The sequence below is a fragment of the Streptomyces sp. NRRL F-5727 genome (assembly GCF_000719555.1).
Lineage (GTDB): Bacteria > Actinomycetota > Actinomycetes > Streptomycetales > Streptomycetaceae > Streptomyces.
Map to the genome: position 1 here is coordinate 82,124 of NZ_JOGX01000019.1, position 24,050 is coordinate 106,173.

The window sequence follows — 24,050 nt, forward strand, 5'->3', positions numbered from 1 at the left end:
CTCATTCGTACGGTTCGTGTGTCCGTTGTCCGTCTCGGAGGGCGACGCCCTCCAGCACGATGGACAGGTACTGGCGGGCGATCTCCTCCGGGCTGTGCCGTCCGCCCGGCCGGTACCAGGACGCGGCGACCCAGACGGTGTCGCGCACGAAGCGGTAGGTGAGCCGGACGTCGCGGTCGGTGCGGAAGTCACCGGCGGCCACGCCGGACTCCAGGGTGCGGAGCCAGGCGTGTTCGAACCGCCGCCGGGCGTCGGCGAGATAGCCGAAGCGCGGCTGGCCCCGCAGCTGCCCGGACTCCTTCTGGTAGATGGCGACGGCGGCGCGGTGCCGGTCGATCTCCCGGAACGATTCGGTGACGAGGGCCTCCAGGGTCTGCCGGGGACCGAGGCCGGCGGCGAGCACGCCGTCGTACCGGCCCCACAGGTCGTCGAGGAAGCCGGAGAGGATCTCGTCGAGCATCGACTCCTTGGAGTCGAAGTGGTGGTAGAGGCTGCCCGCGAGGAGCCCGGCCGCGTCGGCGATCCGGCGGACGGTGGTGGCGTCGTACCCCTGGGCGGCGAACACCTCGGCGGCCGTGTCCAGGAGTTCGCGGCGCCGCTCGGGCGCCGGTCTCACGGGTGCTGGCTGCTGACCGAGAGGACCTCGCCGGTGAGGTAGGACGCGTACCCGCTGGCGAGGAAGACGATGACGTTGGCGACCTCCCACGGCTCGGCGTACCGGCCGAACGCCTCGCGGGAGGTGAGCTCTTCGAGGAGTTCGGGGGTGGTGACCTTCACGAGGTGGGGGTGCATGGCGAGGGACGGGGAGACGGCGTTGACGCGGACGCCGTACGCGGCGGCCTCCAGCGCGGCGCACCGGGTGAGGGCCATGACACCGGCCTTGGCGGCGGCGTAGTGGGCCTGACCCCTCTGGGCCCGCCAGCCGACCACGGAGGCGTTGTTGACGATGGCGCCGCCCGTGCCCGCGGCCTTCATCCGGCGCAGGGCGGCGCGGGTGCAGCGGAAGGTGCCGTCGAGGGTGACGTCGAGGACCTTGTGCCACTGCTCGTCGGTCATGTCGACGAGGTCGGAGGTGCCGCCGAGTCCGGCGTTGTTGACGACGACGTCGAGGCGTCCGTGCCGTTCCTCGGCGAGGTCGAGGAGGGCGGCCACCTGGGTCTCGTCGGTGACGTCGCAGGGCAGGGCGGCCACCCGGCCGGCGCCGAACTCGGCGGCGAGTCCGGCCTCGGACTCCTTGAGGCGGCGGGCGTGGGCGTCGGAGATCACCACCCGGGCGCCCTCCTCCAGGAGGCGGCGGGCGGTGGCGCCGCCGATGCCCGCGCCGGCGGCGGCGGTGACGACGGCGGAGCGGCCGGCGAGGAGTCCGTGGCCGGGGAGGTAGGGGGGTGGGGTACCGGTCACGGGCGGGCCTCCTTGGGCAGGCCGAGGACGCGCTCGGCGATGATGGTGCGCTGGATCTCGTTGGATCCCGCGTAGAGGGTGTCGGCGCGGGAGAAGAGGTAGAGGCGCTGCCAGTCGGTGAGGTCGTACGGTGCACCGGCGGCGAGCATGCCGCCGGCGCCGCAGACGTCCATGGCGAGTTCGCCGAGTTCGCGGTGCCAGGTGGCCCAGAAGATCTTGTTGATGGACGCCTCGGGGCCCGGTGCTCCGGCGGCGACGCCGCCGAGCATCCTGAGGGCGTTGAAGCGGATGGTCTCCAGGCCGGTCCAGGCGCGGGCGATCCGGTCGCGGACGAGGGGGTCGGCGGCGGCGCCGTTGCGCCTGGCCAGGTCGATGACGGCCTCGAGTTCGCGGCGGAAGCCGACCTGCTGGCCGAGGGTGGAGACGCCGCGCTCGAAGCCGAGGGTGGCCATGGCGACCTTCCAGCCCTCGCCGGGGGCGCCGACGAGGTGGCCGGCGTCGGTCCTGGCCCCGTCGAAGAACACCTCGTTGAACTCGGAGGTACCGGTGAGCTGCACGATCGGCCGGATCTCGACCCCGGGGGCGTCCAGCGGCACGAGGAGGTAGGAGAGGCCGTGGTGGCGGGTCGAGCCGGGTTCGGTGCGGGCGACGACGAAGCACCAGTCGGCCTCGTGGGCGCCTGAGGTCCACACCTTCTGTCCGGTGACCACCCAGGAGCCGCCGTCGCGTTCGGCGCGGGTGCGGACGTTGGCCAGGTCGGAGCCGGCGTCGGGCTCGGAGTAGCCCTGGCACCAGAGTTCGTCGACGGCGACGATCCGGGGGAGGAAGCGGGCGCGCTGGGCCGGGGTGCCGAAGGCGATGAGGGTCGGCCCGAGGAGCTGTTCGCCGATGTGGCCGACGCGTGCGGGGCCGTCGGCGAGGGCGTACTCCTCGTGGAAGGCGACCTGTTCCTCCAGGCTCGCGCCGCGGCCGCCGTACTCCTTCGGCCAGCCGACACAGGTCCAGCCGTGGGCGGCCATGTGCCGTTCCCAGGCGAGGCGTTCGGGGTGCGCCTCGTGCTCGCGTCCGGGGCCGCCGCGGCCGCGCAGGGTCGCGAACTCGCCGGTGAGGTGGGCCCGCAGCCAGCCGCGGACCTCCCTGCGGAACTCCTCGACGTCGCTCATGGCCGTACGTTAACCTACCAAACACTTGTTAGGGAAGGAGGACGGATGTCCGCTGCCCGCACCACGTCCGCCGAGCCCGTCCGCTACGAACGGCGGGGCCCCGTCGCCGTCGTCACCATGGACCGGCCCGAGTACCGCAACGCCCAGAACTCCGCGATGACCTACGCCCTCGACCGCGCCTTCTACCGCGCGGCCGACGACGGCGAGGTCAAGGTCGTCGTCCTCGCCGGCGCCGGCGAGCACTTCTCCGCCGGCCACGACATCGGCACCCCCGAGCGCGACGCGCACCTGTCCTTCGAGCGGAGGGCCGGCCTCTGGTGGGACCACTCGGACAAGGAGGGCGCGGAGAGCCGCTTCGCCCGCGAGTCCGAGGTCTACCTGGGCATGTGCCGCCGCTGGCGCGAACTGCCCAAGCCGGTCGTCGCCTCGGTGCAGGGCGCCTGCGTCGCCGGCGGTCTGATGCTCGCCTGGGTCTGCGACCTGATCGTCGCCTCCGAGGACGCCTTCTTCGCCGACCCGGTGGTCCGCATGGGCATCCCCGGCGTCGAGTACTTCGCCCACCCCTGGGTGATGCCGCCCCGGATCGCCAAGGAGTTCCTGTACACCGGCGACCGGATGAGCGCCCGCCGCGCCCACCAGGTCGGCATGGTCAACAGAGTCGCCCCCCGCGCCGAACTCGAAGCCGTGACCATGGAGCTGGCGCACCGGATCGCCGAGATGCCCCGCATGGGACTGGCGCTCACCAAGCGCGCCGTCAACCAGGCGGAGGACCTCCAGGGCCTGCACACCGGCATGGACGCCGTCTTCGGCCTGCACCACCTCGCGCACGCGCACAACGCCGAGACCGCCCGCGACGCGCTCGGCGGCATGGACATCCACGCGATGCTGCGCCGTTCCGGGGGACGACCCCCCTGCCCCGGGAAGGCGGACGCCTGATGGACCTCGACTTCTCCGCGGCGGACGACGCCTTCCGGGCCGAGGCCCGCGCCTGGCTCGCCGACCACGTCCCCGGCACACCCCTGCCGTCCCTGGAGACCGCCGAGGGCTTCGCCGCCCACCGCGCCTGGGAGGCCGAACTCGCCGCCGACCGCTGGTCGGTGGTCTCCTGGCCCGAGGAGTACGGCGGCCGGGGCTGCTCCGTCCTCGCCTGGCTGGTCTTCGAGGAGGAGTACTACGCCGCGGGCGCGCCCGGCCGGGTCAGCCAGAACGGCATCAACCTGCTCGCCCCCACCCTCTTCGAGCACGGCACCGCCGAGCAGCGCGCCCGCGTCCTGCCCCCCATGGCGTCCGGCGAGGTCGTCTGGGCCCAGGCGTGGTCCGAGCCCGAGTCCGGCTCCGACCTCGCGAGCCTGCGCTCCACCGCCGACCGCACCGACGGCGGCTGGCTGCTCCGCGGCCAGAAGACCTGGTCCTCCCGGGCCGCCTTCGCCGACCGCGCCTTCGGCCTCTTCCGCAGCGACCCCGGGGCGGACAGGCCGCACCGGGGCCTCACGTATCTCATGTTCCCGCTGGACGCGGAGGGCGTCACCGTGCGGCCCGTCGGCCGGCTCGACGGCAAGCCCGCCTTCGCCGAACTCTTCCTCGACGACGTGTTCGTCCCCGACGAGGACGTCATCGGCGCCCCCGGCGACGGCTGGCGGGTCGCCATGAGCACCGCCGGCAACGAGCGCGGCCTGACCCTGCGCAGTCCCGGCCGGTTCTCCGCCGCCGCCGACCGGCTCGCCGCGCTCTGGCGCGAGCGCGCCGACCCCGCCGACACCGCCGTCCGCGACCGCGTCGCCGACGCGGTCATCGGCGCCCGCGCCTACCGCCTGTTCACCTACGCCAACGCCTCACGGCTCGCCGCCGGCGGCTCCATCGGCGCGGAGTCCAGCCTCAACAAGGTCTTCTGGTCCGAGCTCGACATCGCCCTCCACGAGACCGCCCTCGACCTCCTCGGACCGTACGGCGAACTCTCCGACGAGGCCCCGGAGGCCCCCGCGCACGGCGCCTGGGCCGAGGGCCACACCTTCGCCCTGGCCGGGCCGATCTACGCCGGGACCAACGAGATCCAGCGCGACATCATCGCCGAGCGGCTGCTCGGCCTGCCGAAGGGACGCCGGTGATGCGGTTCCTGCTGGACGACGGACAGCGGGAGTTCGCCCGCACCCTGGACACCCTGCTGACGGCCGCCGACACCCCGGCTACCGCGCGGGCCTGGGCGGCCGGCGACCACGCCCCGGGGCGCGCGCTCTGGACCCGGCTCGCGGCGGCGGGCGTCTTCGCGCTCGCCGTACCGGAGACGTACGAGGGCCTGGGACCGCTGCCGGTGGAACTGGCCGTCGCCTTCACCGAGCTCGGCCGGCACGCCGCCCCCGGCCCGCTGGTCGAGACGGTCGCCGCCGCCGCCCTCCTCGACCGCCTCGGCGACAAGACCGCGGCCGCCGCGTGGCTGCCCCGGCTCGCCGCCGGCGAGGCGACCGCCTCCCTCTGCGTCCCGGACCTCACCGGCCCGTACGCGCTCGACGCGGACATCGCCGACGCGGTGCTCGTCGCCGACGGCGACACCGTCCGCCTCGCCGCCACGGCCGGCCCCGTCCAGCCCTCCGCCGACCCGGCCCGCCGGCTCGCCCGCCCCGCCGGCGGCACCGTCCTGGCCCGGGGCCCCGAAGCGGCCGCCGCCACCGGGTACGCCGCCGAGGTCGCCGCCCTCGCCACCGCCGCCCAGTCGCTGGGCCTCGGCCGGGCCCTGCTCGACCGGACGGTCGCCTACGCCCGACAGCGCACCCAGTTCGGCGTCCCCATCGGCTCGTTCCAGGCCGTGCAGCACCGGCTGGCCGACACCCTCCTCGCCCTCGAGTTCGCCCAGCCCCTCCTGTACGAGGCCGCGCTGACCCTGGCCGCGCACGGGACGGCCCCCCGGGAGATCGCCGCCGCCAAGGTCACCGCCGGCGAGGCGGCCCACTCCGCCGCCCGCACCGCCCTCCAGCTCCACGGCGCCGTCGGCTACACCGAGGAGCTGGACCTCTCCCTGTGGATCCGCAAGGCACGCCCGCTCCGCGACGCCTGGGGGTCCCCCGCCTCCTGCCGCGCCCGCGTCCTCGCCCCCTGGCCGACCGGCGCCGCACCCGTCCCGCAGCAGGGAGGAGCGGCATGAGGTTCACCGAGGAGCAGGAGGAACTGCGCACGGCCGTGCGGGGGGTGCTGCGGCGGCATCCCGGCGAGGCGGCCTGGCGGCCGCTGGCCGAGCAGGTCGGCGTCGCGGGGCTGGCCGTCCCCGAGGAGTACGGCGGGGCGGGCTGCGGGGCCGTGGAGGTCCACGTGGTGATGGAGGAGCTGGGGCGCGAGTTGAGCCCCGTCCCGTACCTCGGCTCCGCGGTGCTCGCCGTGCAGACGCTGCTGGCCGCCGCCGACCCCGGGGAGTGCGCCGCGCTGCTGCCGGGTCTGGCCTCGGGCGCGACGACGGCGGCCCTGGCCTGGGCCGAGGACGGCTCCTGGGACCCGGAGGCGGTACGCGCCGAGGCCGCCCCCCGCCCCGGCGGCGGCTGGCAGCTCACCGGGGTGAAGGAGCATGTGCTCGACGGGACGCGCGCCGGGACGCTCCTGGTGGCCGCCCGTACGCCCGCCGGGGTGTCGCTCTTCGCGGTGCCCGGCGACGCGCCGGGCGTCGGCCGGGAGGAGCCGGTCCCGATGGACGCCACCCGGGCGCAGACGCGGGTGGTGCTCGACGGCGCGGAGGGCCGGCCGGTCGGCACCGGGGGCGACGGCGGCCGGGTGCTGCGGCACGTCCTCGACCTGGCCTGTACGGCGCTCGCCGCCGAGCAGGTCGGGGCGGCCGCGCGGTGCCTCGAACTCACGGTGGCGTACGCCGGGGAGCGGGTGCAGTTCGGGCGCCCGATCGGCTCCTTCCAGGCGGTGAAGCACCGGCTCGCGGACGCGTACGTCCGGGTCGAGTCGGCCCGCTCCGCCGCGCTCGGCGCGGCCTTCGCCGCCGCGGACGGGGTGAGCGGACCGGAGCTGACCCGGCTGGCCGCCACCGCCCGGTCGGTCTGCTCGGAGGCGTTCTCAGAGGTGGCCGGCGAGATGATCCAGCTGCACGGCGGGATCGGCATCACCTGGGAGCACGACGCCCACCGCTACTTCAAGCGGGCGCACGGCTCCGGTCGGCTCTTCGGCCCGCCGCACTGGCACCGCTCCCGGCTGGCCACCGCGCTGGGCCTGCCGGACCCGGTGCCGGCCGGCCGGCGGCCGGTCAGCCGTTGATGGAGAAGAAGATGGTGTCGTGGGTGTACCAGTCGTACCCCCGCGCCTTGGTGGACTCCCACTCCTCGTGCTCGAACTCCAGCTTCTCGATGAGGAGATCGAGGTCGTAGACGAAGTCCGGGTCGATCCTGTCGCGGACCGCCCGGTAGGCGTCGACGGCCGGCTTCGCCCGGTCGAGCGGCAGCATCCCGATGTCGGGGCCGTCGATCGCGCACGGGATGAAGAAGGGGATCTCGTCCGGCGGCCCGGAGAAGAGGTAGCCGTGGGGCAGCAGTTCGGCGGGGACGCCGTGCTGCTTCAGCTGCTCGTCGAGGAGGCCGAAGAAGGTGCTGGGCTTGGAGTAGACGCCGAAGTCCAGGGAGTCGGAGCCGCAGTAGTCGATGACGTGCTGGAGCGCGCGGGCGTATGCCTTGCCCACGTACGTCCCCTCCGCGTCGGCCCGGCCCTCGATCAGGTGCTCCAGAGCCTCGGGAATCGTCAGTCCCCAGTCGAGGTCCTGACGGTCCAGGTCGCGCTGACTGGCCTCGGCCCGCTCGCGCATCATGGCGAGCACGCGCCGCTGGTCGTCGGTGAGGCGCTCCGCGGCTCCGAGGTAGGCGACGGCCTTCGCGCGGTCGCCGATGGTGTACGAGATGATCCGGCTCATGATCGACATCCTGTCACGCGGCACTGACAACGCCCCCTCGGCCGAAGCCGAGGGGGCGTCGCGGGTGGTGACCCCGGGTCAGCCGGCGAGCAGTTGCAGGGTGTCGATGACGCGGTTGGAGAAGCCCCACTCGTTGTCGTACCAGGCGACGACCTTGACGTGGCGGCCGTCGACCCGGGTGAGGGCGGCGTCGAAGATGGAGGAGTGCGGGTTGCCGGTGATGTCGGAGGAGACCAGCTCGTCCTCCGAGTACTCCAGCACGCCGGCGAGCTTGCCCTCGGCGGCCTTGCGGTAGGCGTCGAGGATCTCCTCGCGGGTGACCTCGCGGGAGACGGTCGTGTTCAGCTCGACGATCGAGCCGACCGGCACGGGCACGCGGATGGAGTCGCCGGAGAGCTTGCCGTCCAGCTGCGGCAGGACCAGGCCGATGGCCTTGGCGGCACCGGTGCTGGTGGGCACGATGTTCACGGCGGCGTTGCGGGCGCGGCGGGCGTCGCGGTGCGGGCCGTCCTGGAGGTTCTGCTCCTGGGTGTAGGCGTGCACGGTCGTCATGAAGCCGTGCTCGATGCCGGCCAGCTCGTCGAGGACGGCGGCCAGCGGGGCGAGCGCGTTGGTGGTGCAGGAGGCGTTGGAGACGATCGTGTGCAGCTCGGCGTCGTACGTGTCGCTGTTCACGCCGTAGGCGAGGGTGACGTCGGCACCGTCGGAGGGGGCGCTGACGAGGACCTTCTTGGCACCGGCGTCGAGGTGGAGGCGGGCGTCCTTGGCGCTGGTGAAGCGGCCGGTGGCCTCCAGGACGATGTCGACGCCCAGCTCGGCCCAGGGGAGGTTGGCCGGCTCGCGCTCGGCGAGGACCTTGATGCGGCGGCCGTCCACGACGAGGGTGTCGCCGTCGACGGAGACCGGGCGGCCGAGGCGGCCGGAGGTGGAGTCGAAGGCGAGGAGACGGGCGAGCGCCTTGGGCTCGGTGAGGTCGTTGACGGCGACGACCTCCAGCGTGGTGTCGCGCTCCAGGAGGGCGCGGAGCACGTTGCGGCCGATGCGACCGAAACCGTTGATGGCGATGCGAGTCATGATGCGGGGTCCCTTCCGTTTCTTCGTGACCCAGCCTCGCGCGCCGCGCCGCCGCGTGGCAGGGGCGAGATCGCCATGGTCCGCAAGGATCGTGCCAAGATCTGGCGATCCGGCCCGGGTGGGGGGTTCAGTCGCCCTGGGTGAAGGTGCGCCGGTAGTCGCTGGGGGTGGTGCCGAGGATCCGCTGGAAGTGCATCCGCAGGTTGGCGCCGGTGCCGAGACCGGTCTCGGCGGCGATCTGCTCGACGCCGAGTTCGGAGCGTTCGAGCAGTTCACGGGCGCGGTCGACGCGGGCACGGAGCAGCCACTGCATGGGGGTGTAGCCGGTCTCCTCGACGAAGCGGCGGGAGAAGGTGCGCGGCGAGACGGCGGCGTGCCGGGCGAGGACGTCGAGGGTGAGGGGCTCGTCGAGGTGGTGCAGGACCCATTCGCGGGTGGCGGCGAAGCGCTCGCCGTGCGGTTCGGGGACGCTGCGGGGCACGTACTGGGCCTGGCCGCCGCTGCGGTAGGGGGCGGCGACGAGCCGGCGGGCGGCGTGGTTGGCGGCGCCGACGCCGAGGTCGCCGCGGAGGATGTGCAGGCACAGGTCGAGGCCGGAGGCGGCGCCGGCGGAGGTGAGGACGCTGCCCTCGTCGACGAAGAGGACGTTCTCGTCGACCTGGACCAGGGGCCACTTCTCGGCGAGGGCGCGCGCGTAGTGCCAGTGGGTGGTGGCGCGCCGGCCGTCGAGGAGGCCGGTGGCGGCGAGCGCGAAGGCGCCGGTGGAGATGGCGGCGAGCCGGGCCCCGCGCGCGTGGGCGGCGATCAGGGCTTCGACGACGGCCTGGGGCGGGTCGTCGCGGTCGGGGAAGCGGTAGCCGGGGACGAAGACGATGTCCGCCCAGGCGAGGGCGTCGAGGCCGTGGGCGACGTTGTAGGAGAGGCCGTCGCCGCCGGTGACGAGGCCGGGGGTGGCGCCGCAGACGCGGACCTCGTAGGGCATGCTCGCGCGGGTCGTGAACACCTGGGCGGGGATGCCGACGTCGAGGGGTTTGGCGCCTTCGAGGACGAGGACGGCGACGCGGTACAGACGGGTGGGTGGCACGTCACGAGCCTACGTGGCCCCGCTCCCCGGCCCGTCAGCCGTTCGGGAGGACGACCGCGCGTCCTTCGATCCGCCCGGCGTGCAGCCGCTCGTACGCCTCGGGGGCCTCGTCGAGGGTGTAGGTCTCGGTGTGGACGTCGACGGCGCCGGCGCGGGCCAGGTCGAGGACCTCGACGAGCTCGGCGCGGGTGCCCCAGTACGGGGAGGCGACGGAGACCTCGTAGGGGAGGGCGCCGAAGCCGACCGGGAGGGTGCCGCCGCCGAGGCCGACGATGGTGACGTCGCCCTCGACGGCGGCCATCGCCCCTGCGGAGGCGGTGGTGGTGGGGGCGCCGACGAAGTCGAGGACGAGTTCGGCGCCGCGTCCGCCGGTCATGTCGCGGACGGTGTCGGCGGCGGCGGAGTCGGAGCGCACGGTCGCGTGGGCGCCGACGGTCCGGGCGAGGGCGAGCTTCTCGTCGGCGACGTCGAGGGCGACGACGCGGGCGGGGCTGAGGGCGCGCAGCAGCTGGACGGCGACGTGCCCGAGGCCGCCGGCGCCGATGACCACGGCGGTGGAGCCGGGGACGAGCTTCGGCAGGGAGCGCTTGAGGGCGTGGTACGGGGTGAGGCCGGCATCCGTCAGCGGGACCGCCCGCACCGGGTCGAGGCCGCCGAGCGGGACGAGGTGGCGGGGGCTGTCGACGAGCAGGTACTCGGCGATGGCGCCGGGGGCGCCGAGGCCGGGCGGGCGGATGCCCAGCTCGGCGGCGCGCAGGCAGTAGTTCTCCTTGCCCTGGGCGCACATCCAGCAGTTCCCGCAGCCCCAGGGCCCGTAGACGGCGACGGCGTCGCCCTCGGCGAAGCCGGTGGCGCCGTCGCCGAGGGCCGCGACGGTGCCGGCGCCCTCGTGTCCGAGGGTGAGGGGCAGCGGGAAGGGCAGCTGTTCGGCGGGCCAGCTCATGACGGCGATGTCGGAGTGGCAGACGCCGGCGGCGGTGACCTTCAGGAGGACCTGCCCAGGCCCGGGTTCCGGGTCGGGGACGGTGACGACTTCGGGGGCGGCCCCCACGGTGCGGTACTGCAGCGCCTTCATCTCTCCAGGGTGCCGCCGCTCCCCCGTCCGCGCGCGGTCAGGCCCGCAGCGTGTACCAGGGACGGTCGGCGTGCTCCGCCGGAGTCCCGTCCAGGATCCGCGCGGTGCGCTCCGCCGGGTCGAGGAGCACGGTCGCGAGACTGGCCCGGCGGCGGCCGAGGGGGGCCTCCGGGTCGGGCACGCAGGTGACGGGGGGCCCGCCACGCCCAGCCGGCCGGCGCTTCGCCCGAGCCCGCCGACCCCGCTCTGGCGCGCCGCACCGGGTGCGCCCTCGCCGCCCTCGACGGCGTCGACCGACCCTCCCCAGGCACCCTGACCGGCCACGGCGGCGCCGGGTCCGCCCCGGTCGGTCAGGCCGCGCAGGACGGGCAGCGGCCCCGGTAGGTGACGTCGACCTTCGAGACGGTGAAGCCGTAGCGCTCGGAGTCGGGGAGGGTGGCCAGCGGGTCGCCGGAGGGGCGGACGTCGCGGATGGTGCCGCACTCCGTGCAGACCAGGTGCTGGTGCGGATGGCGGGCGTTGGGGTCGTACCGCTTCGCGCGGCCGTCGGTGGAGAGCTCCACCACCTCGCCGAGGGAGACCAGTTCGCCCAGGGTGTTGTAGACGGTCGCCCGGGCGATCTCCGGAAGTCGCTCCACGGCACGCGCGTGCACCTCGTCGGCGGTGAGGTGCACGTGATCGCCGGCGAGGACCTCCGCGACGACTCGCCGCTGCGACGTCATCCGCCAGCCGCGGGCCCGCAGCCGCTCCAGCAGGTCACTCATGGGGGCCTACCTGTTCCTCCTCGGCGAGGACCGGCGCGCCCGGGGAGTCGCACCCCCGGCCCGGCAGCCTCACTTTGGCATTGTTCTTGACTTGGACTTCGTCCATTGTAGGATCAGTTTTGTTGATGGCCAAGGGACAGGAAGAGTCCGACACGGCGGGAGACGAGGACGTGACGTACCACCTCCGGGGCACACCCCGGGCGGTACCTCTTCGTCGGGTCTCCGTGTCCGCGACCTTCCCGCGCGTGTCCGGAAGGAATACCCATGTCTGAGAACCTCGATGCACCCGGCGGCGACGTGAAGGCCGAGGGCGCGGGCGGCTGCCCGGTCGCCCACGGACGTGCCGCGCACCCGACCCAGGGCGGCGGCAACCGCCAGTGGTGGCCGAACCGGCTGAACCTGCGGATCCTGGCCAAGAACCCGGCCGTGGGCAACCCGCTCGGCGAGGACTTCGACTACGCCGAGGCGTTCAAGGCCCTGGACCTCGCCGCCGTGAAGCGGGACATCGCCGAGGTCCTCACGACCTCGCAGGACTGGTGGCCGGCCGACTTCGGCCACTACGGCCCCTTCATGGTCCGCATGGCCTGGCACAGCGCGGGCACGTACCGCATCAGCGACGGCCGCGGCGGCGCCGGCGCCGGCCAGCAGCGCTTCGCCCCGCTCAACAGCTGGCCGGACAACGGCAACCTGGACAAGGCCCGCCGCCTGCTGTGGCCGGTGAAGAAGAAGTACGGCCAGTCCCTCTCCTGGGCCGACCTCATGATCCTCACCGGCAACGTGGCCCTGGAGTCCATGGGCTTCGAGACCTTCGGCTTCGCCGGCGGCCGCGAGGACGTGTGGGAGGCCGACGAGGACGTCTACTGGGGCCCCGAGACCACCTGGCTCGGCGACGAGCGCTACTCGGGCGACCGCGAGCTGGAGGAGCCCCTCGGCGCCGTCCAGATGGGCCTCATCTACGTCAACCCCGAGGGCCCCAACGGCAACCCGGACCCGGTCGCCGCGGCCCGCGACATCCGCGAGACCTTCCGCCGGATGGCGATGAACGACGAGGAGACGGTCGCCCTCATCGCCGGCGGCCACACCTTCGGCAAGGCGCACGGCGCCGGCCCCCACGAGAACGTCGGCGCGGACCCGGAGGCGGCCCCGATCGAGGCCCAGGGCTTCGGCTGGGCGAACAGCTACCGCTCCGGCAAGGGCGCCGACGCCATCACCAGCGGTCTGGAGGTCACCTGGACCACCACGCCCGCCCAGTGGGGCCACGACTTCTTCAAGCACCTCTTCGAGTACGACTACGAGCTGACCAAGAGCCCCGCGGGCGCCCACCAGTGGGTCGCCAAGGACGCCGAGGCGATCATCCCGGACGCGTACGACCCGGAGAAGAAGCACCTCCCGACCATGCTCACCACCGACCTGTCGCTCCGCTTCGACCCGGTCTACGAGCAGATCTCCCGCCGCTTCTACGAGAACCCCGACCAGTTCGCGGACGCCTTCGCCCGCGCCTGGTACAAGCTCACCCACCGCGACATGGGCCCGGTCGTGCGCTACCTCGGCCCCGAGGTCCCGTCGGAGGAGCTCCCCTGGCAGGACCCGCTGCCGGCCCGTACGTACGAGCTGGTCGACGCGGCGGACATCGCCTCCCTCAAGGAGCAGATCCTCGCCTCCGACCTGACGGTCGCCCAGCTGGTCGGCGCCGCCTGGGCCGCCGCCTCCTCCTTCCGGGGCAGCGACAAGCGCGGCGGCGCCAACGGCGGCCGCATCCGCCTGGAGCCCCAGCGCGGCTGGCAGGTCAACAACCCGGACGACCTCGCGCAGGTCCTGCGCGTCCTGGAGGGCGTCCAGGAGTCCTTCAACACCGGCCGGACCGACGGCAAGCAGGTCTCCCTCGCCGACCTCGTGGTCCTCGCGGGCTCCGCGGCCGTCGAGAAGGCCGCCGCCGACGCCGGCCGGACCGTCGAGGTGCCGTTCACCCCGGGCCGCGTGGACGCCTCCCAGGAGCAGACGGACATCGAGTCCTTCGCCGCCCTGGAGCCGCAGGCCGACGGCTTCCGCAACTACCTCGGCAAGGGCGTCCGCCTCCCCGCCGAGTACCTGCTGGTCGACCGCGCCAACCTGCTCACGGTCAGCGCCCCCGAGCTCACCGTCCTCATCGGCGGCCTGCGCGCCCTGGGCATCACCCAGCCGCAGACCTCCCTCGGCGTCCTCACCGACCGGCCGGGCACGCTGACGAACGACTTCTTCGTCAACCTGCTCGACCTGGGCACCACCTGGTCGCCCGTCTCCGGCGACGCGAACACCTTCGAGGGCCGCGACGACGCGACCAACGAGGTCAAGTGGACCGGCACCCGCGCCGACCTGGTCTTCGGCTCGAACTCGGAGCTCCGCGCCCTCGCCGAGGTCTACGCGAGCGACGACGCCGCGGACAAGTTCGTGACGGACTTCGTCGCGGCCTGGACCAAGGTCATGGACCTGGACCGCTTCGACCTCCGCTGACCCGCACCGCACCCACCGGGGCCGGCCGCCCAGAACCGGCCGCCCCGGCACCCCGCGCCCCCAGGACCTCCCCCGGTCCTGGGGGCGCCCCCTTTCGACGCGCCCCCGCCCGCGGCGACCGGCCGGCCGAGCTGCCGGGCCCGCGGACCGGGGCTATCGTCCAGGCATGCAGCAGCCGACCGCCCGCCCCCTGCTCCTCTTCGCGCTGCGGGACCCGCGCGTGGTGGACGTCGTCGGCGGGATGCTGCGCGAGCAGGGACACGACGTGCTCCAGACCACGGACGGCCCCGCCACCCGGCGCGCCCTGCGTGCCCGCCACCCGCAGGGCCTGCTGCTCAGCCTCGACCTGCCGCGCGCCGACCCCTGGCGGCTGCTCACCGAGCTCCGCGCGCACGACCACGGGATGCCCATCGTCGTCACCGCGCCCGTGTACGTCGAGGTCGACGCGGCCCGCGCCTACCGCCTGGGCGCCGACGACTACGTCACCTACGCCCTCTCCCAGGAGCAGGGCCTGCACCGCCTCGCGGCCCGCTTCCGCCGCCTGCTGCCCCGCCCGGAAGCACCCACCGCCACCGGAGCGGCGCAGCGCGTCGTGATCGACCGCGCCGCGCACACCGCCACCGTGGCGGGCACGGCGCTCGACCTCAGCCCGCTGGAGTTCGACCTCCTCGCCACCCTGGCCGCCCGCCCCGAACAGGTCCTGAGCCACGGCCAGCTGCTGCGCGAGGTGTGGGGCGCCCACGAGGACGGCGACCCGGGCCGGGTGAAGTACACCGTGCTGCGGCTCCGCCGGAAGATCGCCGCCGCCACCGGAGGCCGTACCGGCATCTCCACCGTCCGGGGCGTCGGCTACCGCTACCACCCGGTCGACTGATCCGGCACGGCCGGGACCTCCGCTCCCCCCTGCCCGGGACCTCCGTCCCCTTTCCCCGCCCTCGCGCCGGTCCGCAACCGAGCCGCACCGCTCGTACACCCCTCCCGCAACCCGGCCACACCACTGTGAAGGGACGAAAAGGACGAAGGGCACGCGAGGAGGTCTCGATGCGGTTGGTGGCCGTGGTGCCCGCGCACAACGAGCAGGACCGCATCGTCGCCACGCTCGCCGGCCTGTACCGGCAGCGGCGCGTCCCGGACCGGATCGTGGTCGTCGCCGACAACTGCACCGACCTGACCGCCGCGCTCGCGGAGCGCTGCGGCGCCGAGGTGTTCGTGCCGGTGGACAACAGGGACAAGAAGGCCGGCGCCCTCAACCAGGCACTGCCCGGCCTCCTCGACGGACTGGGCGAGGACGACCTGGTCCTGGTCCAGGACGCGGACACGGTCCTGAACCCCGGCTTCACGGCCTGCGCCGTCGACACGCTCGCGGCGGACGACGGCGTCGGCGCGGTCGGCGGCATCTTCTTCGGCGAGGAGGGCGGCGGACTGCTCGGGCTCCTCCAGCGGATGGAGTACGAGCGCTACGCCCTGGAGGTGCACCGCAAGGGGAACAAGGCCGTGGTGCTCACCGGCACGGGCACCGTCTTCCGGGCCAGGGTGCTGCGCGAGGTCCGTGCCGCCCGCCGCGCGGGGGTCATCGGCGGCGGGGACGGCTACTACAGCCTGGCCTCGCTCACCGAGGACGACGAGATCACCAAGGCGGTCAAGACGCTGCGGTACCGCACGGTCTCCCCCGACGCCTGCTGGCTCGTCACCGAGGTGATGCCGACGCTGCCCAAGCTCTGGCACCAGCGGATGCGCTGGCAGCGCGGGGCGCTGGAGAACCTGCGCGACTACGGTCTGAACCGGGTGACGCTGCCGTACTTCGGGCAGCAGCTGATGCTGGGCGTCGGAGCCCTCGCCCTCGCGCTCTTCCTCACCTTCACGGTGCTGACGCTCGCGGTCCACGGCTGGCAGGGCTTCTCGCCGTTCTGGACGGCGATCACCCTTCTCTTCGTCCTGGAGCGGACCCTGACGGTCCGCCGGGCGGGCCGCAGGGCCGTGCTCCTCGCCCTGCCGCTCGTCCCCGAGCTGCTGTACGACGCGTTCCGGCAGCTGGTGTTCGTGAAATCGCTGATCGACCTGGCCCTGCGCCGGCAGGAACGCTGGGTCGCCACCTGACGGCCCCCGGGCCGGAGAAAGGAATCCTCATGTACGGAAAGCCCATCGGTGCCGGCGCGGTCGGCGGCGGAGGCGCCGGGCTCGCCGCGACCGGCGGCGGCCTCTCCCCGCTCGCCGTCCTCGGCCTCGTCGTGGCGGCGACCACCCTGATCGCCGCCGGCCTGGCCCTGCGCGGTCTGGTCCCCGTCATCCGCGGCGGCGGCCCCGACCGGCGCCCCTGACCCGGTCCCGGGCGCCCGGGACCGGGCGCGCCGGGGTCAGCGGGGGTCGAGGAGGCCGAGGAGGTGGGTGACCGCCTCGGTCACGGCCGTGCGCGCCGGGGTGAGGTAGCGGCGCGGGTCCACCTCGGCGGGGTGCGCGGCGAGGTGGTCGCGGACGGCGTGGGTGAACGCCTTGTTGAGGTGGGTGGAGACGTTCACCTTGGTCATGCCGGCGGCGACGGCCCGGGCGAGCAGGGCGTCGGGGACGCCCGAGGAGCCGTGCAGCACGAGGGGGACGTCGACGGCGGCCCGGAGCCGGCCGATCAGGTCGAGGTCGAGGACCGCGTCCCGGGTGACCATCTGGTGGACGCTGCCGACGGCGACGGCGAGGGCGTCGACGCCGGTGGCGGCGACGAAGGCGCGCGCCTCCTCCGGGTCGGTGCGGACGCCGGGGTCGTGCGCGCCGCCCTTGCCGCCGATCTCGCCGAGCTCGGCCTCGACCCGGACGCCGTGCCGGTGGCAGTGCTCGACGATCTCGCGGGTGGCGGCCACGTTCTCGTCGTACGGGAGCCTCGCGGCGTCGAACATCACGGAGCCCAGGCCGAGTTCCACGGCCTCGTGGACCAGGTCCGGGTTCTCGGCGTGGTCGAGGTGGACGGCGACGGCCGTCTTGGCGGCGCGGGCGAGGGCGAGCGAGGCGAGCGCGACGGGTTCGAGGGCGCCGTGGTAGCGGACGGTGTTCTCGCTGATCTGGAGGACGACGGGCCGGTCGGCCCGCTCCGCGCCGGCCACGATGGCCTGCGCGTGCTCCAGCTGGAGGACGTTGAAGGCGCCCACACCGGCACCGGCGGCGCGGGCCCGCCGGACGATCTCATGGGTCTGGGTCAGTGGCATGGTCCTGCTCCGTACTCCGGGACGGGAAGGGATGCGGTGCTGCTCGGGGGCCGTCTCGGGCGCCGTCTCGGGCGCCGACTCGGGCTCAGGCGCCGGCGTCCGCGAGGACGACGGAGCGGGTGAGGTTGCGCGGGCGGTCGGGGTCGAGCCCGCGGGCCTCGGCGACCGCGACGGCGAGCCGCTGGGCCAGGACGAGTTCGGCGAGCGGGTCGAGGCCGCCGGCGACGAGGATGCCGCCGACCGCGCGGACCTCCTCGGCGAGACCGCCGGGCAGCGGGCCGAAGCTCCAGGCGACCCGGCCGGGGCCGGTGATGCTGATCGGGCCGTGGCGGTACTCCATCGCCGGGTACGCCTCCGTCCACGCGCCGGCCGCCTCGCGCATCTTGAGCCCGGCCTCCTGGGCGAGGCCGTAGGTCCAGCCGCTGCCGAGGAAGGTGAACTGCTCGGCCTCCCGTACGGCGTCCTCCAGCGGCCGGACGAGGGCGAGTTCGGCGTCGTCGGCGGCCCGGGCGACGGACCCGACGCCCTCGGGGAGGGCGTCCTCGGCCTCCAGGTGGGCGCGGAGGAGGGCGAGGGCGGTGGTGGCGAAGCGGGTCTGGACGACCGACTCCTCGTCGGCGAAGTCGAGGACGGCGACGGCGTCGGCGCCGTCCATCACCGGGGTGGCCGGGTCGGCGGTGATCGCGCTGGTGGCGACGGTGCCGTGGAGCCGGTCGAGGACCGCGAGGACCTCGCTGGTGGTGCCGGAGCGGGTGAGGGCGACGACCCGGTCGTAGCGGCGGGCGAAGGGGAAGCGGGAGGCGGCGAAGGCGTCGGTCTCGCCGTGCCCGCCGGCCTCGCGCAGGTCCGCGTACGCCTGGGCCATGAACCAGGAGGTGCCGCAGCCGATCACGGCGACCCGCTCGCCGCGCCGGGGCAGGGCGGCGGCGTGCCGGGGCAGGGTGCGGAGCGCTTCCCGCCAGACGGCGGGCTGGGTGGCGATCTCGGCGGTGGTACGGGAGGGGGCCATGCGCACTCCTTGCACGAAAGGGGGAACATCGATGCGTGAAGCTGCTCAGAATGAGCAGTATTCAAGCAGATGCACTCACTCGACGACCAGGGCCCGACAGCACCCGCACCCCTCCACACGTGCCCCGGACCACCGAGCCGCACGCATTGGTCGTACCTGAAACCAATTCAGCCACTGGTCGGACCAGGGTGAACGAGGGCGATCACGCTGTTCACCAACCCCTTACCGCACGGGCGTATACCTTTGCGCCCCGTTCCCCCATCATGTCTGCCGATGTGCCGCAGGGGCACGCCGTGACAGGAGGGGCGGGGATGCTTCCCATCAGCCGCAGGGGATTCGTCGGCATCGGCGCGGGGATCGGCGCCGGACTCGTCGCGGGGGCCGCGCTGCCGCCGGCGACGGCCTCGGCCGCCGCGCGGGCCGCGACCGGCACACTGACCGACGTCCGGCACGTGGTGATCCTCATGCAGGAGAACCGCAGCTTCGACCACTACTTCGGGACGCTCCGGGGCGTGCGCGGCTTCGGCGACCGGGCGGCGGGCAACATCCCCGGCGGCTGGAGCACCTTCCAGCAGCCCAACTGGGGCGGCCGGCAGTTCCCGTGGAAGCTCAGCGACACCCCTCCGGCCGGCGGGGTCGACGGCGAGACCCTCGCCCAGTGCAACGGCGACCTGCCGCACAGCTGGACCTCGCAGCACGCCGCCTGGAACAAGGGCCGGCTCGACAACTGGGTGACCGGCGTGGGCAACACCCGGACCGTCGGCCACCTCGACCGCGAGGACATCCCCTTCCACCACGCGCTCGCCGACCACTACACCGTCTGCGACGCGTACTTCTGCTCCGCGCTCAGCGCCACCGGACCGAACCGCACCTTCCTCTGGAGCGGGAGGATCGACGCCTCCAGCAAGGACGGCGGCGACGAGTCGGGGCTGACCTGGGAGACGTACGCGGAGGCGCTCCAGCGGGCCGGGGTGAGCTGGCGGGTGTACCAGAACGCCCAGGACAACTACGGCGACAACGGCCTCGCGTACTTCAAGAGGTTCACCGACGCCCGGCCCGGCGACCCGCTGTACGACCGGGGCATGGCGTCGGTCCCGAAGGTCACCGGCTCGACCCCGGACGACATCGCCGCCGCGATCCGCGCCGACGTCGTCGCCGGCACCCTGCCGCAGGTCTCGTGGGTGGTGGCGAACGAGGCGTTCTCCGAGCACCCGTACGCGCCTCCCGGCGACGGCGCCCACTTCGTCGATCTGGTCTACCGCGCCCTGGCCGCGAACCCCGAGGTCTTCGACTCGACGGTGATGATCCTCAACTACGACGAGAACGACGGCTTCTTCGACCACGTGCCGCCGCCGGTGGCGCCGCCCGGCACCCCCGGCGAGTACCTCGACGGCGTGCCGATCGGCCTCGGCTTCCGGGTGCCCATGCTGGTCATGTCCCCGTGGACGCGCGGCGGCTGGGTCAGCTCGGAGGTCTTCGACCACACCTCGGTGCTGCGCTTCCTGGAGACCTGGACCGCCGCCCTCGGGACCCCGGCGACCTGTCCGAACATCAGCGCCTGGCGGCGGAAGGTGACCGGCGACCTGACCGGCGTCTTCGACTTCGCGAACCCCGTGTACGGGGTCCCCGCCGGCCTGCCGTCGACGGCGAAGGTCATCGGCATGGCCACCTGCGGCCCGCTGCCGAACCCCGCGCCGCAGAACAACGCGCTGCCCGCCCAGGAGCCCGGCAGCCGCCCGGCACGGGCGCTCCCCTACCAGCCGAACGGCAACCTGGACCGATTCGAGTTCGGCGCCGCCGGCAAGATCCTCGCCTGGTTCTCCATGAGCAACCAGGGTCCGCAGGCCCAGCGCGCCGCGCACTTCTCGATCCATCCGCACCAGTACCGCGACACGGCCGCCTGGCAGTACACGGTGGACCCGGGGACCACCTCGACGGACTACTTCAACATCGGGCTCGGCTCTGGCTCGGGGAAGTACGACATCTCGATGATGGGCCCGAACCGCTTCCTGCGCCGCTTCATCGGCGACGCCTCCAAGGCGGGCAAGGCGATCGAGGTGGCCGCCCGGTTCGCCACCGAGGCCGGCACCGGGAAGACCGCGATCTGGTTCAAGCTGACCAACACCTCGGCCGGACCGGTGACGTTCACCGTCCGCTCGAACGCCTACCGCACGGACGGCCCGTGGACGTACACGGTCCCCGCCGGCTCGTCCCGGGAGGACTACTTCAACGCGGTGGCGTACGCGGACGGCTGGTACGACTTCACGATCCTGGCCGACATCGACGGCACCTGGTCGCGCCGCTACACCGGCCACATCGAGACCGGCGCGCCCAGCGTCACCGGCTGACCGTCCCCGCCGCACACCGCCCGACTTCATGAGCCGGGCGGGCTGCGGGGTCGTGTGCGGCGGCGGATCAGCGCCCGGCGAGGGCCGCGCGCCGGATCGTGGCGTCGAGGAGCGCCAGCGCGTCCTCGGCGGTACGGCCCGGGGCGCGGTTCCAGGGCCCGATGAGCCCGTGCCAGCCCCGGGACCGCAGCTCGGTCATGATCCAGGCGCCGGCCTCGTTCATGGTCGAGGCGCTGCCGTGGCCGAGCCGGTGGGCGGCGAGCAGCGCACCGCAGACGCACCGCGCACCGCGCGCGTCCCGGAGCCTGTACGGGGTGTTCTGCCAGCCCCACTCGGTGAGGACCCGGCGGGCGTACGCCAGGTGGACGGAGGGGCGGACGTCCGGGCGGCCGATCCGGCGCCAGACGTGCAGCCGGTCCGGGAGCGCGGCCCCGATCCGGCCGGGCAGCGGACGCTCGGCGGGCGGGGCCGCCGGCAGCGCGTGGAGCGCCTCGGTCACGAGCCGGTCGACGGGGACGGAGAGCAGACTCCGCCACACCTCGGGAGCGGGCCCCGGGGCGGCCGCTGCGGCCTCCGGGTCGGTCGGCGAGGGCGCGAGCAGTCGCTCCCAGGCGGCGCTCTCGTAGAGCCGAGCCGCCTCGCGGTCGAGCGCGTCGGGGTCCGGCAGCGTGAGGGACAGTGGGGCAGTTGAGGACATTCCCCCATCATTGGCGATGAATGTCCGCTTTGCGGCGTACGCACCGCACCTGTCACCCCCCACCCGCGGGCATTACAACGCACTGTTCCGCGAAAGGAATCAGACGCCCTATTCGGACATTGCACACCCCGTGACGCGACTCACTTTCTCCCCGCCGTGGGCATGTCCCCTCCCGTCAGAAGCCGCACGGCACAAGGGATTCCGGTAAGGCCGCCGAACCCGTCGATCTTGAATTCGGGCCCGGCGATCTTTCCCTTTGCATTTCCCGTGTATGCGCGTCTTGTTCCGCGCCGCATTTCTCGCCTACGGTCACCTCCATTCGGGCGGACCGCCGAATCCTGCCACCGCCCGAAAGACCTCCCATTGCACCCGACGGCAGGAGCGGGGGACCCACCACACCGCCGGTCCGGACATCCGGAACGGCTCGGGGTGAAGCCGCGTGCGCGCGGCCGGACACCTCCCGTCCGAACCCGACAGCTCACCTCGCAGGCGCCGGAGAGGAAACCGTCATGCCCGCTCACGGCAAGCACCGCCGCCCCCGACGCCGCCCCGTCTCCCGAGGTCTCGCCTTCGCCGGCACCGGCGGAGTCGCCCTCGCCCTGCCGCTGGTCGTCCCCGCCACCGCCGGCGCCGCGCCCGTCGCGCAGAACGCCGCACCGGCCGCCGCCGTCGCCGCTCCGACCGCCGGGACCACCGCGGTCACCCAGGTCGCCGCGGCCGCCCCCGCCGCGCCGGCCGCCACCCGCGCGTACACCGTGGTGAAGGGCGACTCGCTTTCCCTGATCGCCCACCGAAAGGGAATTCAGGGCGGCTGGAAGGCGCTTTACCGGGCGAACAAGACGGCCGTCGGTGACAATCCGTCACTCATTCACCCGGGCCTCGAACTGACGATTCGTCGGGATTCTGCCAAGGCCGCTCCGGCGCCCGCGAAGAAGGCCCGCAAGAGCGCCGCGAAGCCCGCCGCCGCCGGTTCCGCCGAACGGGCGAGCCGCTCCGCGAACCGCACCACGACCCCGTCCGTGCAGACCCGCGCGGCCCAGCCCCAGGCACAGACCGCCGCCGCGAAGGCCGCGCCCGCCGCCGCCACCCGGTACGCCGACAACCTCGACGGCTGGATCCGCGAGTCGCTCGACGTCATGGCCCGCTACGGCATACCGGGCACGTACGACGGCATCCTCCGCAACGTCATGCGCGAGTCCTCCGGCAACCCCCGTGCCATCAACCTCTGGGACTCGAACGCCGTGAAGGGCACCCCCTCCAAGGGCCTGCTCCAGGTCATCGACCCGACCTTCGCCGCGTACCACGTGCCGGGCACCTCGCTCGACCCGTACGACCCCGTCGCGAACATCACCGCCGCCTGCAACTACGCGGCCGACCGGTACGGCTCCATCGACAACGTCAACGGCGCCTACTGACCGTCCCCGCCGGTCACCGGCCCGAGGAGGTGGCCGGTGAACCAGGCGGTGGCCAGCTCCGCCACCTCCTCCAGGGCGCCGGGCTCCTCGAAGAGGTGACCGGCGCCGGCGACGACCTCCACCCGGCTCTCGCACCGCAGCAGCGCCTGGGCCCGCCGGTTGAGGTCCAGGACGAGGGCGTCGCTCCCACCGACGATCAGCAGGGTCGGGGCCCGCACCGCCGCGAGCCGCTCCCCCGCCAGATCGGGCCGGCCGCCCCGGGAGACCACGGCGGCCACGTCGTCGCCCGGTGCGGCCGCCGCCCACAGCGCGGCCGCCGCACCCGTGCTCGCCCCGAAGTAGCCCCGGGGCAGGGCCTCGGTCTCGGGCCACTCGGCCGCCCAGGCGGAGGCACGGGCCAGCCGCTCGGCGAGGAGCGGGGTGTCGAAGACCCGCGCCCGGTCGGCCGCCTCGGCCTCCGTGAGCAGGTCGAAGAGGAGCGTCCCGAGCCCCGCCCCGTTGAGCTCGGCGGCCACCGCCCGGTTCCTCGGGCTGTGCCGGCCGCTGCCGCTGCCGTGCGCGAAGAGGACGAGCCCGGCGGCCCCGTCGGGGACCGCCAGATCGCCCGGCAGCTCCGGGCCGCTCGACTGGATCCGTACGGAGCTGTGCCGGACCACCGGAGCGCCCGCCGCCCGGCTCCGGTCGAGCAGGGCCACCACCTCGGCGTCCGGAGTCTGGTCGAACCGCCGGTAGAACTGCCCGACCGCGGCGAACCCCGTCGGGGTGTGCACGGCGACCGTCTCGTCGGCCTCGCCCCCGAGCCGGGCCGCCCAGTCGTGCGGCGCCACCGGGACGGCGAGCACGATCCGCCCCGCGCCCGCGGCCCGTACCGCCCGGCAGGCGGCCAGCGCCGTCGCGCCGGTGGCCAGCCCGTCGTCGACGACGACCACCGTCCGCCCCTCCAGCGGCACCGGGCGGCGGCTGCCCCGGTACGTCCGGGCCCGGTCGGCCAGCACCTCCCGCTCCCGCTCCTCGACCGCCTCCAGCTCCCGCGCGGTCACGCCCCCGCCCCGCACGATCTCCTCGTTGACGACCCGCACCCCGCCCTCCCCGATCGCCCCCATCGCCAGCTCGGGACGGCTCGGCACGCCCAGCTTGCGGACGAGACAGATGTCCAGCGGCGCGTCGAGGGCCTCCGCGACCTCGGCCGCCACCGGGACGCCGCCGCGCGGCAGACCGAGGACGACCACGTCGTGGCCCTTGAGGTGGCCGAGGCGGGCGGCGAGCTGCCGCCCCGCGTCGACGCGGTCGGCGAAGTACATGACGCGCCGCCTTCCCGATGGGCGATTCCCCCCGAGAGGACCGTCAGGCCCGGCCCGTACCTCCAGGGTCCCACCTGCCACCCGACGCCACCGAGGCCGCACGGGGCCACCGGTGCCGCCGCGGGCCCGACGGGGGCCGTCCTCGGGTCC

At 74.1% G+C, this 24,050-nt stretch carries 23 protein-coding genes and 1 riboswitch; of the genes, 10 read left to right on the forward strand and 13 right to left on the reverse strand.

Features of this window, described 5'->3' with window-relative positions; translation table 11 throughout:
- Position 1: 1 nt before the first annotated feature.
- Genes IF73_RS0115970 through IF73_RS0115980 form a run of 3 tightly spaced genes read right to left on the reverse strand, consistent with a single transcriptional unit; the run spans position 2 to position 2,564 of the window.
- Positions 2 to 616 (reverse strand): TetR/AcrR family transcriptional regulator, encoded by a 615-nt coding sequence (locus IF73_RS0115970; RefSeq protein WP_031008174.1) that lies wholly within the window; start codon positions 614 to 616, stop codon positions 2 to 4.
- Positions 613 to 1,401, reverse strand: coding sequence for an SDR family oxidoreductase (locus IF73_RS0115975; RefSeq protein WP_031008176.1), 789 nt, complete (start codon positions 1,399 to 1,401; stop codon positions 613 to 615). Before IF73_RS0115975 ends, IF73_RS0115970 begins: the two co-directional genes overlap by 4 nt.
- Positions 1,398 to 2,564, reverse strand: a complete 1,167-nt coding sequence (locus IF73_RS0115980; RefSeq protein WP_031008178.1) for an acyl-CoA dehydrogenase family protein — start codon at positions 2,562 to 2,564, stop codon at positions 1,398 to 1,400. The genes IF73_RS0115975 and IF73_RS0115980 overlap by 4 nt, the downstream gene beginning before the upstream one ends.
- A gap of 45 nt (positions 2,565 to 2,609) precedes the next feature.
- Between IF73_RS0115980 and IF73_RS0115985 the strand changes: the two genes are divergently transcribed.
- From IF73_RS0115985 to IF73_RS0116000, 4 genes are read left to right on the forward strand one after another with little or no spacing between them, the layout of a single operon-like run.
- On the forward strand, positions 2,610 to 3,500 hold the full coding sequence (locus IF73_RS0115985; protein ID WP_031008181.1) for an enoyl-CoA hydratase: 891 nt from the start codon (positions 2,610 to 2,612) through the stop codon (positions 3,498 to 3,500).
- On the forward strand, positions 3,500 to 4,669 hold the full coding sequence (locus IF73_RS0115990) for an acyl-CoA dehydrogenase family protein (protein ID WP_031008183.1): 1,170 nt from the start codon (positions 3,500 to 3,502) through the stop codon (positions 4,667 to 4,669). Before IF73_RS0115985 ends, IF73_RS0115990 begins: the two co-directional genes overlap by 1 nt.
- Complete coding sequence (locus IF73_RS0115995; RefSeq protein WP_051716828.1) at positions 4,669 to 5,700, forward strand: acyl-CoA dehydrogenase family protein; 1,032 nt, start codon at positions 4,669 to 4,671, stop codon at positions 5,698 to 5,700. The genes IF73_RS0115990 and IF73_RS0115995 overlap by 1 nt, the downstream gene beginning before the upstream one ends.
- On the forward strand, positions 5,697 to 6,806 hold the full coding sequence (locus IF73_RS0116000; protein WP_051716830.1) for an acyl-CoA dehydrogenase family protein: 1,110 nt from the start codon (positions 5,697 to 5,699) through the stop codon (positions 6,804 to 6,806). Before IF73_RS0115995 ends, IF73_RS0116000 begins: the two co-directional genes overlap by 4 nt.
- Here the strand turns inward: IF73_RS0116000 and IF73_RS0116005 are convergent.
- The 6 genes from IF73_RS0116005 to IF73_RS0116030 all read right to left on the reverse strand — a co-directional run bounded on the left by IF73_RS0116005 (position 6,796) and on the right by IF73_RS0116030 (position 11,449).
- Positions 6,796 to 7,452 carry a DUF7691 family protein gene (locus IF73_RS0116005; protein WP_031008191.1) on the reverse strand — a complete coding sequence of 219 codons (657 nt, stop codon included), beginning with the start codon at positions 7,450 to 7,452 and terminating at the stop codon, positions 6,796 to 6,798. The two genes, IF73_RS0116000 and IF73_RS0116005, sit on opposite strands and share 11 nt — an antisense overlap.
- Positions 7,453 to 7,530: 78 nt before the next feature.
- A complete protein-coding gene (gene gap / locus IF73_RS0116010) occupies positions 7,531 to 8,526 on the reverse strand; it encodes a type I glyceraldehyde-3-phosphate dehydrogenase (RefSeq protein WP_031008193.1) in 996 nt (331 codons plus the stop codon).
- 127 nt (positions 8,527 to 8,653) lie between these two features.
- Positions 8,654 to 9,610, reverse strand: coding sequence for a GlxA family transcriptional regulator (locus IF73_RS0116015; protein ID WP_031008195.1), 957 nt, complete (start codon positions 9,608 to 9,610; stop codon positions 8,654 to 8,656).
- A gap of 34 nt (positions 9,611 to 9,644) precedes the next feature.
- Positions 9,645 to 10,685 (reverse strand): NAD(P)-dependent alcohol dehydrogenase, encoded by a 1,041-nt coding sequence (locus tag IF73_RS0116020; protein ID WP_031008197.1) that lies wholly within the window; start codon positions 10,683 to 10,685, stop codon positions 9,645 to 9,647.
- 37 nt (positions 10,686 to 10,722) lie between these two features.
- Entirely contained in the window at positions 10,723 to 10,866 is a 144-nt protein-coding gene (locus IF73_RS41445; RefSeq protein ID WP_199806662.1) for a hypothetical protein, read from the reverse strand.
- Positions 10,867 to 11,035: 169 nt separating this feature from the next.
- Positions 11,036 to 11,449: a Fur family transcriptional regulator gene (locus IF73_RS0116030; protein WP_031008199.1), complete on the reverse strand. Its 414-nt coding sequence runs from the start codon at positions 11,447 to 11,449 to the stop codon at positions 11,036 to 11,038.
- Positions 11,450 to 11,713: 264 nt separating this feature from the next.
- Here IF73_RS0116030 and katG point away from each other — a divergent pair, with 264 nt between their 5' ends.
- From katG to IF73_RS37660, 4 genes are all read left to right on the forward strand, one after another.
- The gene (gene katG / locus IF73_RS0116035) at positions 11,714 to 13,939 is read left to right on the forward strand and encodes a catalase/peroxidase HPI (protein WP_031008201.1); all 2,226 of its coding nucleotides are present in this window, start codon (positions 11,714 to 11,716) and stop codon (positions 13,937 to 13,939) included.
- A gap of 166 nt (positions 13,940 to 14,105) precedes the next feature.
- On the forward strand, positions 14,106 to 14,813 hold the full coding sequence (locus tag IF73_RS38655; protein ID WP_051716833.1) for a response regulator transcription factor: 708 nt from the start codon (positions 14,106 to 14,108) through the stop codon (positions 14,811 to 14,813).
- A gap of 167 nt (positions 14,814 to 14,980) precedes the next feature.
- On the forward strand, positions 14,981 to 16,036 hold the full coding sequence (locus IF73_RS0116045) for a glycosyltransferase (protein WP_037879335.1): 1,056 nt from the start codon (positions 14,981 to 14,983) through the stop codon (positions 16,034 to 16,036).
- Positions 16,037 to 16,065: 29 nt separating this feature from the next.
- On the forward strand, positions 16,066 to 16,257 hold the full coding sequence (locus IF73_RS37660; protein WP_037879337.1) for a hypothetical protein: 192 nt from the start codon (positions 16,066 to 16,068) through the stop codon (positions 16,255 to 16,257).
- Positions 16,258 to 16,293: 36 nt separating this feature from the next.
- Here IF73_RS37660 and IF73_RS0116055 read toward each other — a convergent pair whose 3' ends face one another.
- Complete coding sequence (locus IF73_RS0116055; RefSeq protein ID WP_031008210.1) at positions 16,294 to 17,130, reverse strand: class II fructose-bisphosphate aldolase; 837 nt, start codon at positions 17,128 to 17,130, stop codon at positions 16,294 to 16,296.
- Between the two features lie 85 nt (positions 17,131 to 17,215).
- Positions 17,216 to 18,139: an SIS domain-containing protein gene (locus IF73_RS0116060; protein WP_031008212.1), complete on the reverse strand. Its 924-nt coding sequence runs from the start codon at positions 18,137 to 18,139 to the stop codon at positions 17,216 to 17,218.
- 311 nt (positions 18,140 to 18,450) lie between these two features.
- Here IF73_RS0116060 and IF73_RS0116065 point away from each other — a divergent pair, with 311 nt between their 5' ends.
- Positions 18,451 to 20,487, forward strand: coding sequence for a phosphocholine-specific phospholipase C (locus IF73_RS0116065; RefSeq protein ID WP_031008215.1), 2,037 nt, complete (start codon positions 18,451 to 18,453; stop codon positions 20,485 to 20,487).
- A gap of 67 nt (positions 20,488 to 20,554) precedes the next feature.
- Here IF73_RS0116065 and IF73_RS0116070 read toward each other — a convergent pair whose 3' ends face one another.
- A complete protein-coding gene (locus IF73_RS0116070) occupies positions 20,555 to 21,184 on the reverse strand; it encodes a DUF6197 family protein (RefSeq protein WP_051716835.1) in 630 nt (209 codons plus the stop codon).
- Between the two features lie 319 nt (positions 21,185 to 21,503).
- Positions 21,504 to 21,689: riboswitch (cyclic di-AMP (ydaO/yuaA leader) on the forward strand.
- A gap of 4 nt (positions 21,690 to 21,693) precedes the next feature.
- Here IF73_RS0116070 and IF73_RS0116075 point away from each other — a divergent pair.
- Positions 21,694 to 22,599, forward strand: coding sequence for a LysM peptidoglycan-binding domain-containing protein (locus tag IF73_RS0116075; protein ID WP_031008221.1), 906 nt, complete (start codon positions 21,694 to 21,696; stop codon positions 22,597 to 22,599).
- On the opposite strand, the gene IF73_RS0116080 is transcribed toward IF73_RS0116075, so the two are convergent.
- Positions 22,593 to 23,900: a phosphoribosyltransferase family protein gene (locus IF73_RS0116080; protein ID WP_031008225.1), complete on the reverse strand. Its 1,308-nt coding sequence runs from the start codon at positions 23,898 to 23,900 to the stop codon at positions 22,593 to 22,595. The genes IF73_RS0116075 and IF73_RS0116080 overlap by 7 nt on opposite strands.
- Between the last annotated feature and the right edge of the window lie 150 nt (positions 23,901 to 24,050).

Coding starts and splice junctions, on each gene's coding strand:
- katG (WP_031008201.1), top strand. CDS start 11,714: ATGTCTGAGAACCTCGATGCACCCGGCGGCGACGTGAAGGCCGAGGGC.
- IF73_RS0116045 (WP_037879335.1), top strand. CDS start 14,981: ATGCGGTTGGTGGCCGTGGTGCCCGCGCACAACGAGCAGGACCGCATC.
- IF73_RS37660 (WP_037879337.1), top strand. CDS start 16,066: ATGTACGGAAAGCCCATCGGTGCCGGCGCGGTCGGCGGCGGAGGCGCC.
- IF73_RS0116055 (WP_031008210.1), bottom strand. CDS start 17,130: ATGCCACTGACCCAGACCCATGAGATCGTCCGGCGGGCCCGCGCCGCC.
- IF73_RS0116075 (WP_031008221.1), top strand. CDS start 21,694: ATGCCCGCTCACGGCAAGCACCGCCGCCCCCGACGCCGCCCCGTCTCC.
- IF73_RS0116065 (WP_031008215.1), top strand. CDS start 18,451: ATGCTTCCCATCAGCCGCAGGGGATTCGTCGGCATCGGCGCGGGGATC.
- IF73_RS0116000 (WP_051716830.1), top strand. CDS start 5,697: ATGAGGTTCACCGAGGAGCAGGAGGAACTGCGCACGGCCGTGCGGGGG.
- IF73_RS0115990 (WP_031008183.1), top strand. CDS start 3,500: ATGGACCTCGACTTCTCCGCGGCGGACGACGCCTTCCGGGCCGAGGCC.
- IF73_RS0116030 (WP_031008199.1), bottom strand. CDS start 11,449: ATGAGTGACCTGCTGGAGCGGCTGCGGGCCCGCGGCTGGCGGATGACG.
- gap (WP_031008193.1), bottom strand. CDS start 8,526: ATGACTCGCATCGCCATCAACGGTTTCGGTCGCATCGGCCGCAACGTG.
- IF73_RS0115995 (WP_051716828.1), top strand. CDS start 4,669: ATGCGGTTCCTGCTGGACGACGGACAGCGGGAGTTCGCCCGCACCCTG.
- IF73_RS0116080 (WP_031008225.1), bottom strand. CDS start 23,900: ATGTACTTCGCCGACCGCGTCGACGCGGGGCGGCAGCTCGCCGCCCGC.
- IF73_RS0116005 (WP_031008191.1), bottom strand. CDS start 7,452: ATGAGCCGGATCATCTCGTACACCATCGGCGACCGCGCGAAGGCCGTC.
- IF73_RS0115980 (WP_031008178.1), bottom strand. CDS start 2,564: ATGAGCGACGTCGAGGAGTTCCGCAGGGAGGTCCGCGGCTGGCTGCGG.
- IF73_RS38655 (WP_051716833.1), top strand. CDS start 14,106: ATGCAGCAGCCGACCGCCCGCCCCCTGCTCCTCTTCGCGCTGCGGGAC.
- IF73_RS0116020 (WP_031008197.1), bottom strand. CDS start 10,685: ATGAAGGCGCTGCAGTACCGCACCGTGGGGGCCGCCCCCGAAGTCGTC.
- IF73_RS0116060 (WP_031008212.1), bottom strand. CDS start 18,139: ATGGCCCCCTCCCGTACCACCGCCGAGATCGCCACCCAGCCCGCCGTC.
- IF73_RS0115985 (WP_031008181.1), top strand. CDS start 2,610: ATGTCCGCTGCCCGCACCACGTCCGCCGAGCCCGTCCGCTACGAACGG.
- IF73_RS0116070 (WP_051716835.1), bottom strand. CDS start 21,184: ATGTCCTCAACTGCCCCACTGTCCCTCACGCTGCCGGACCCCGACGCG.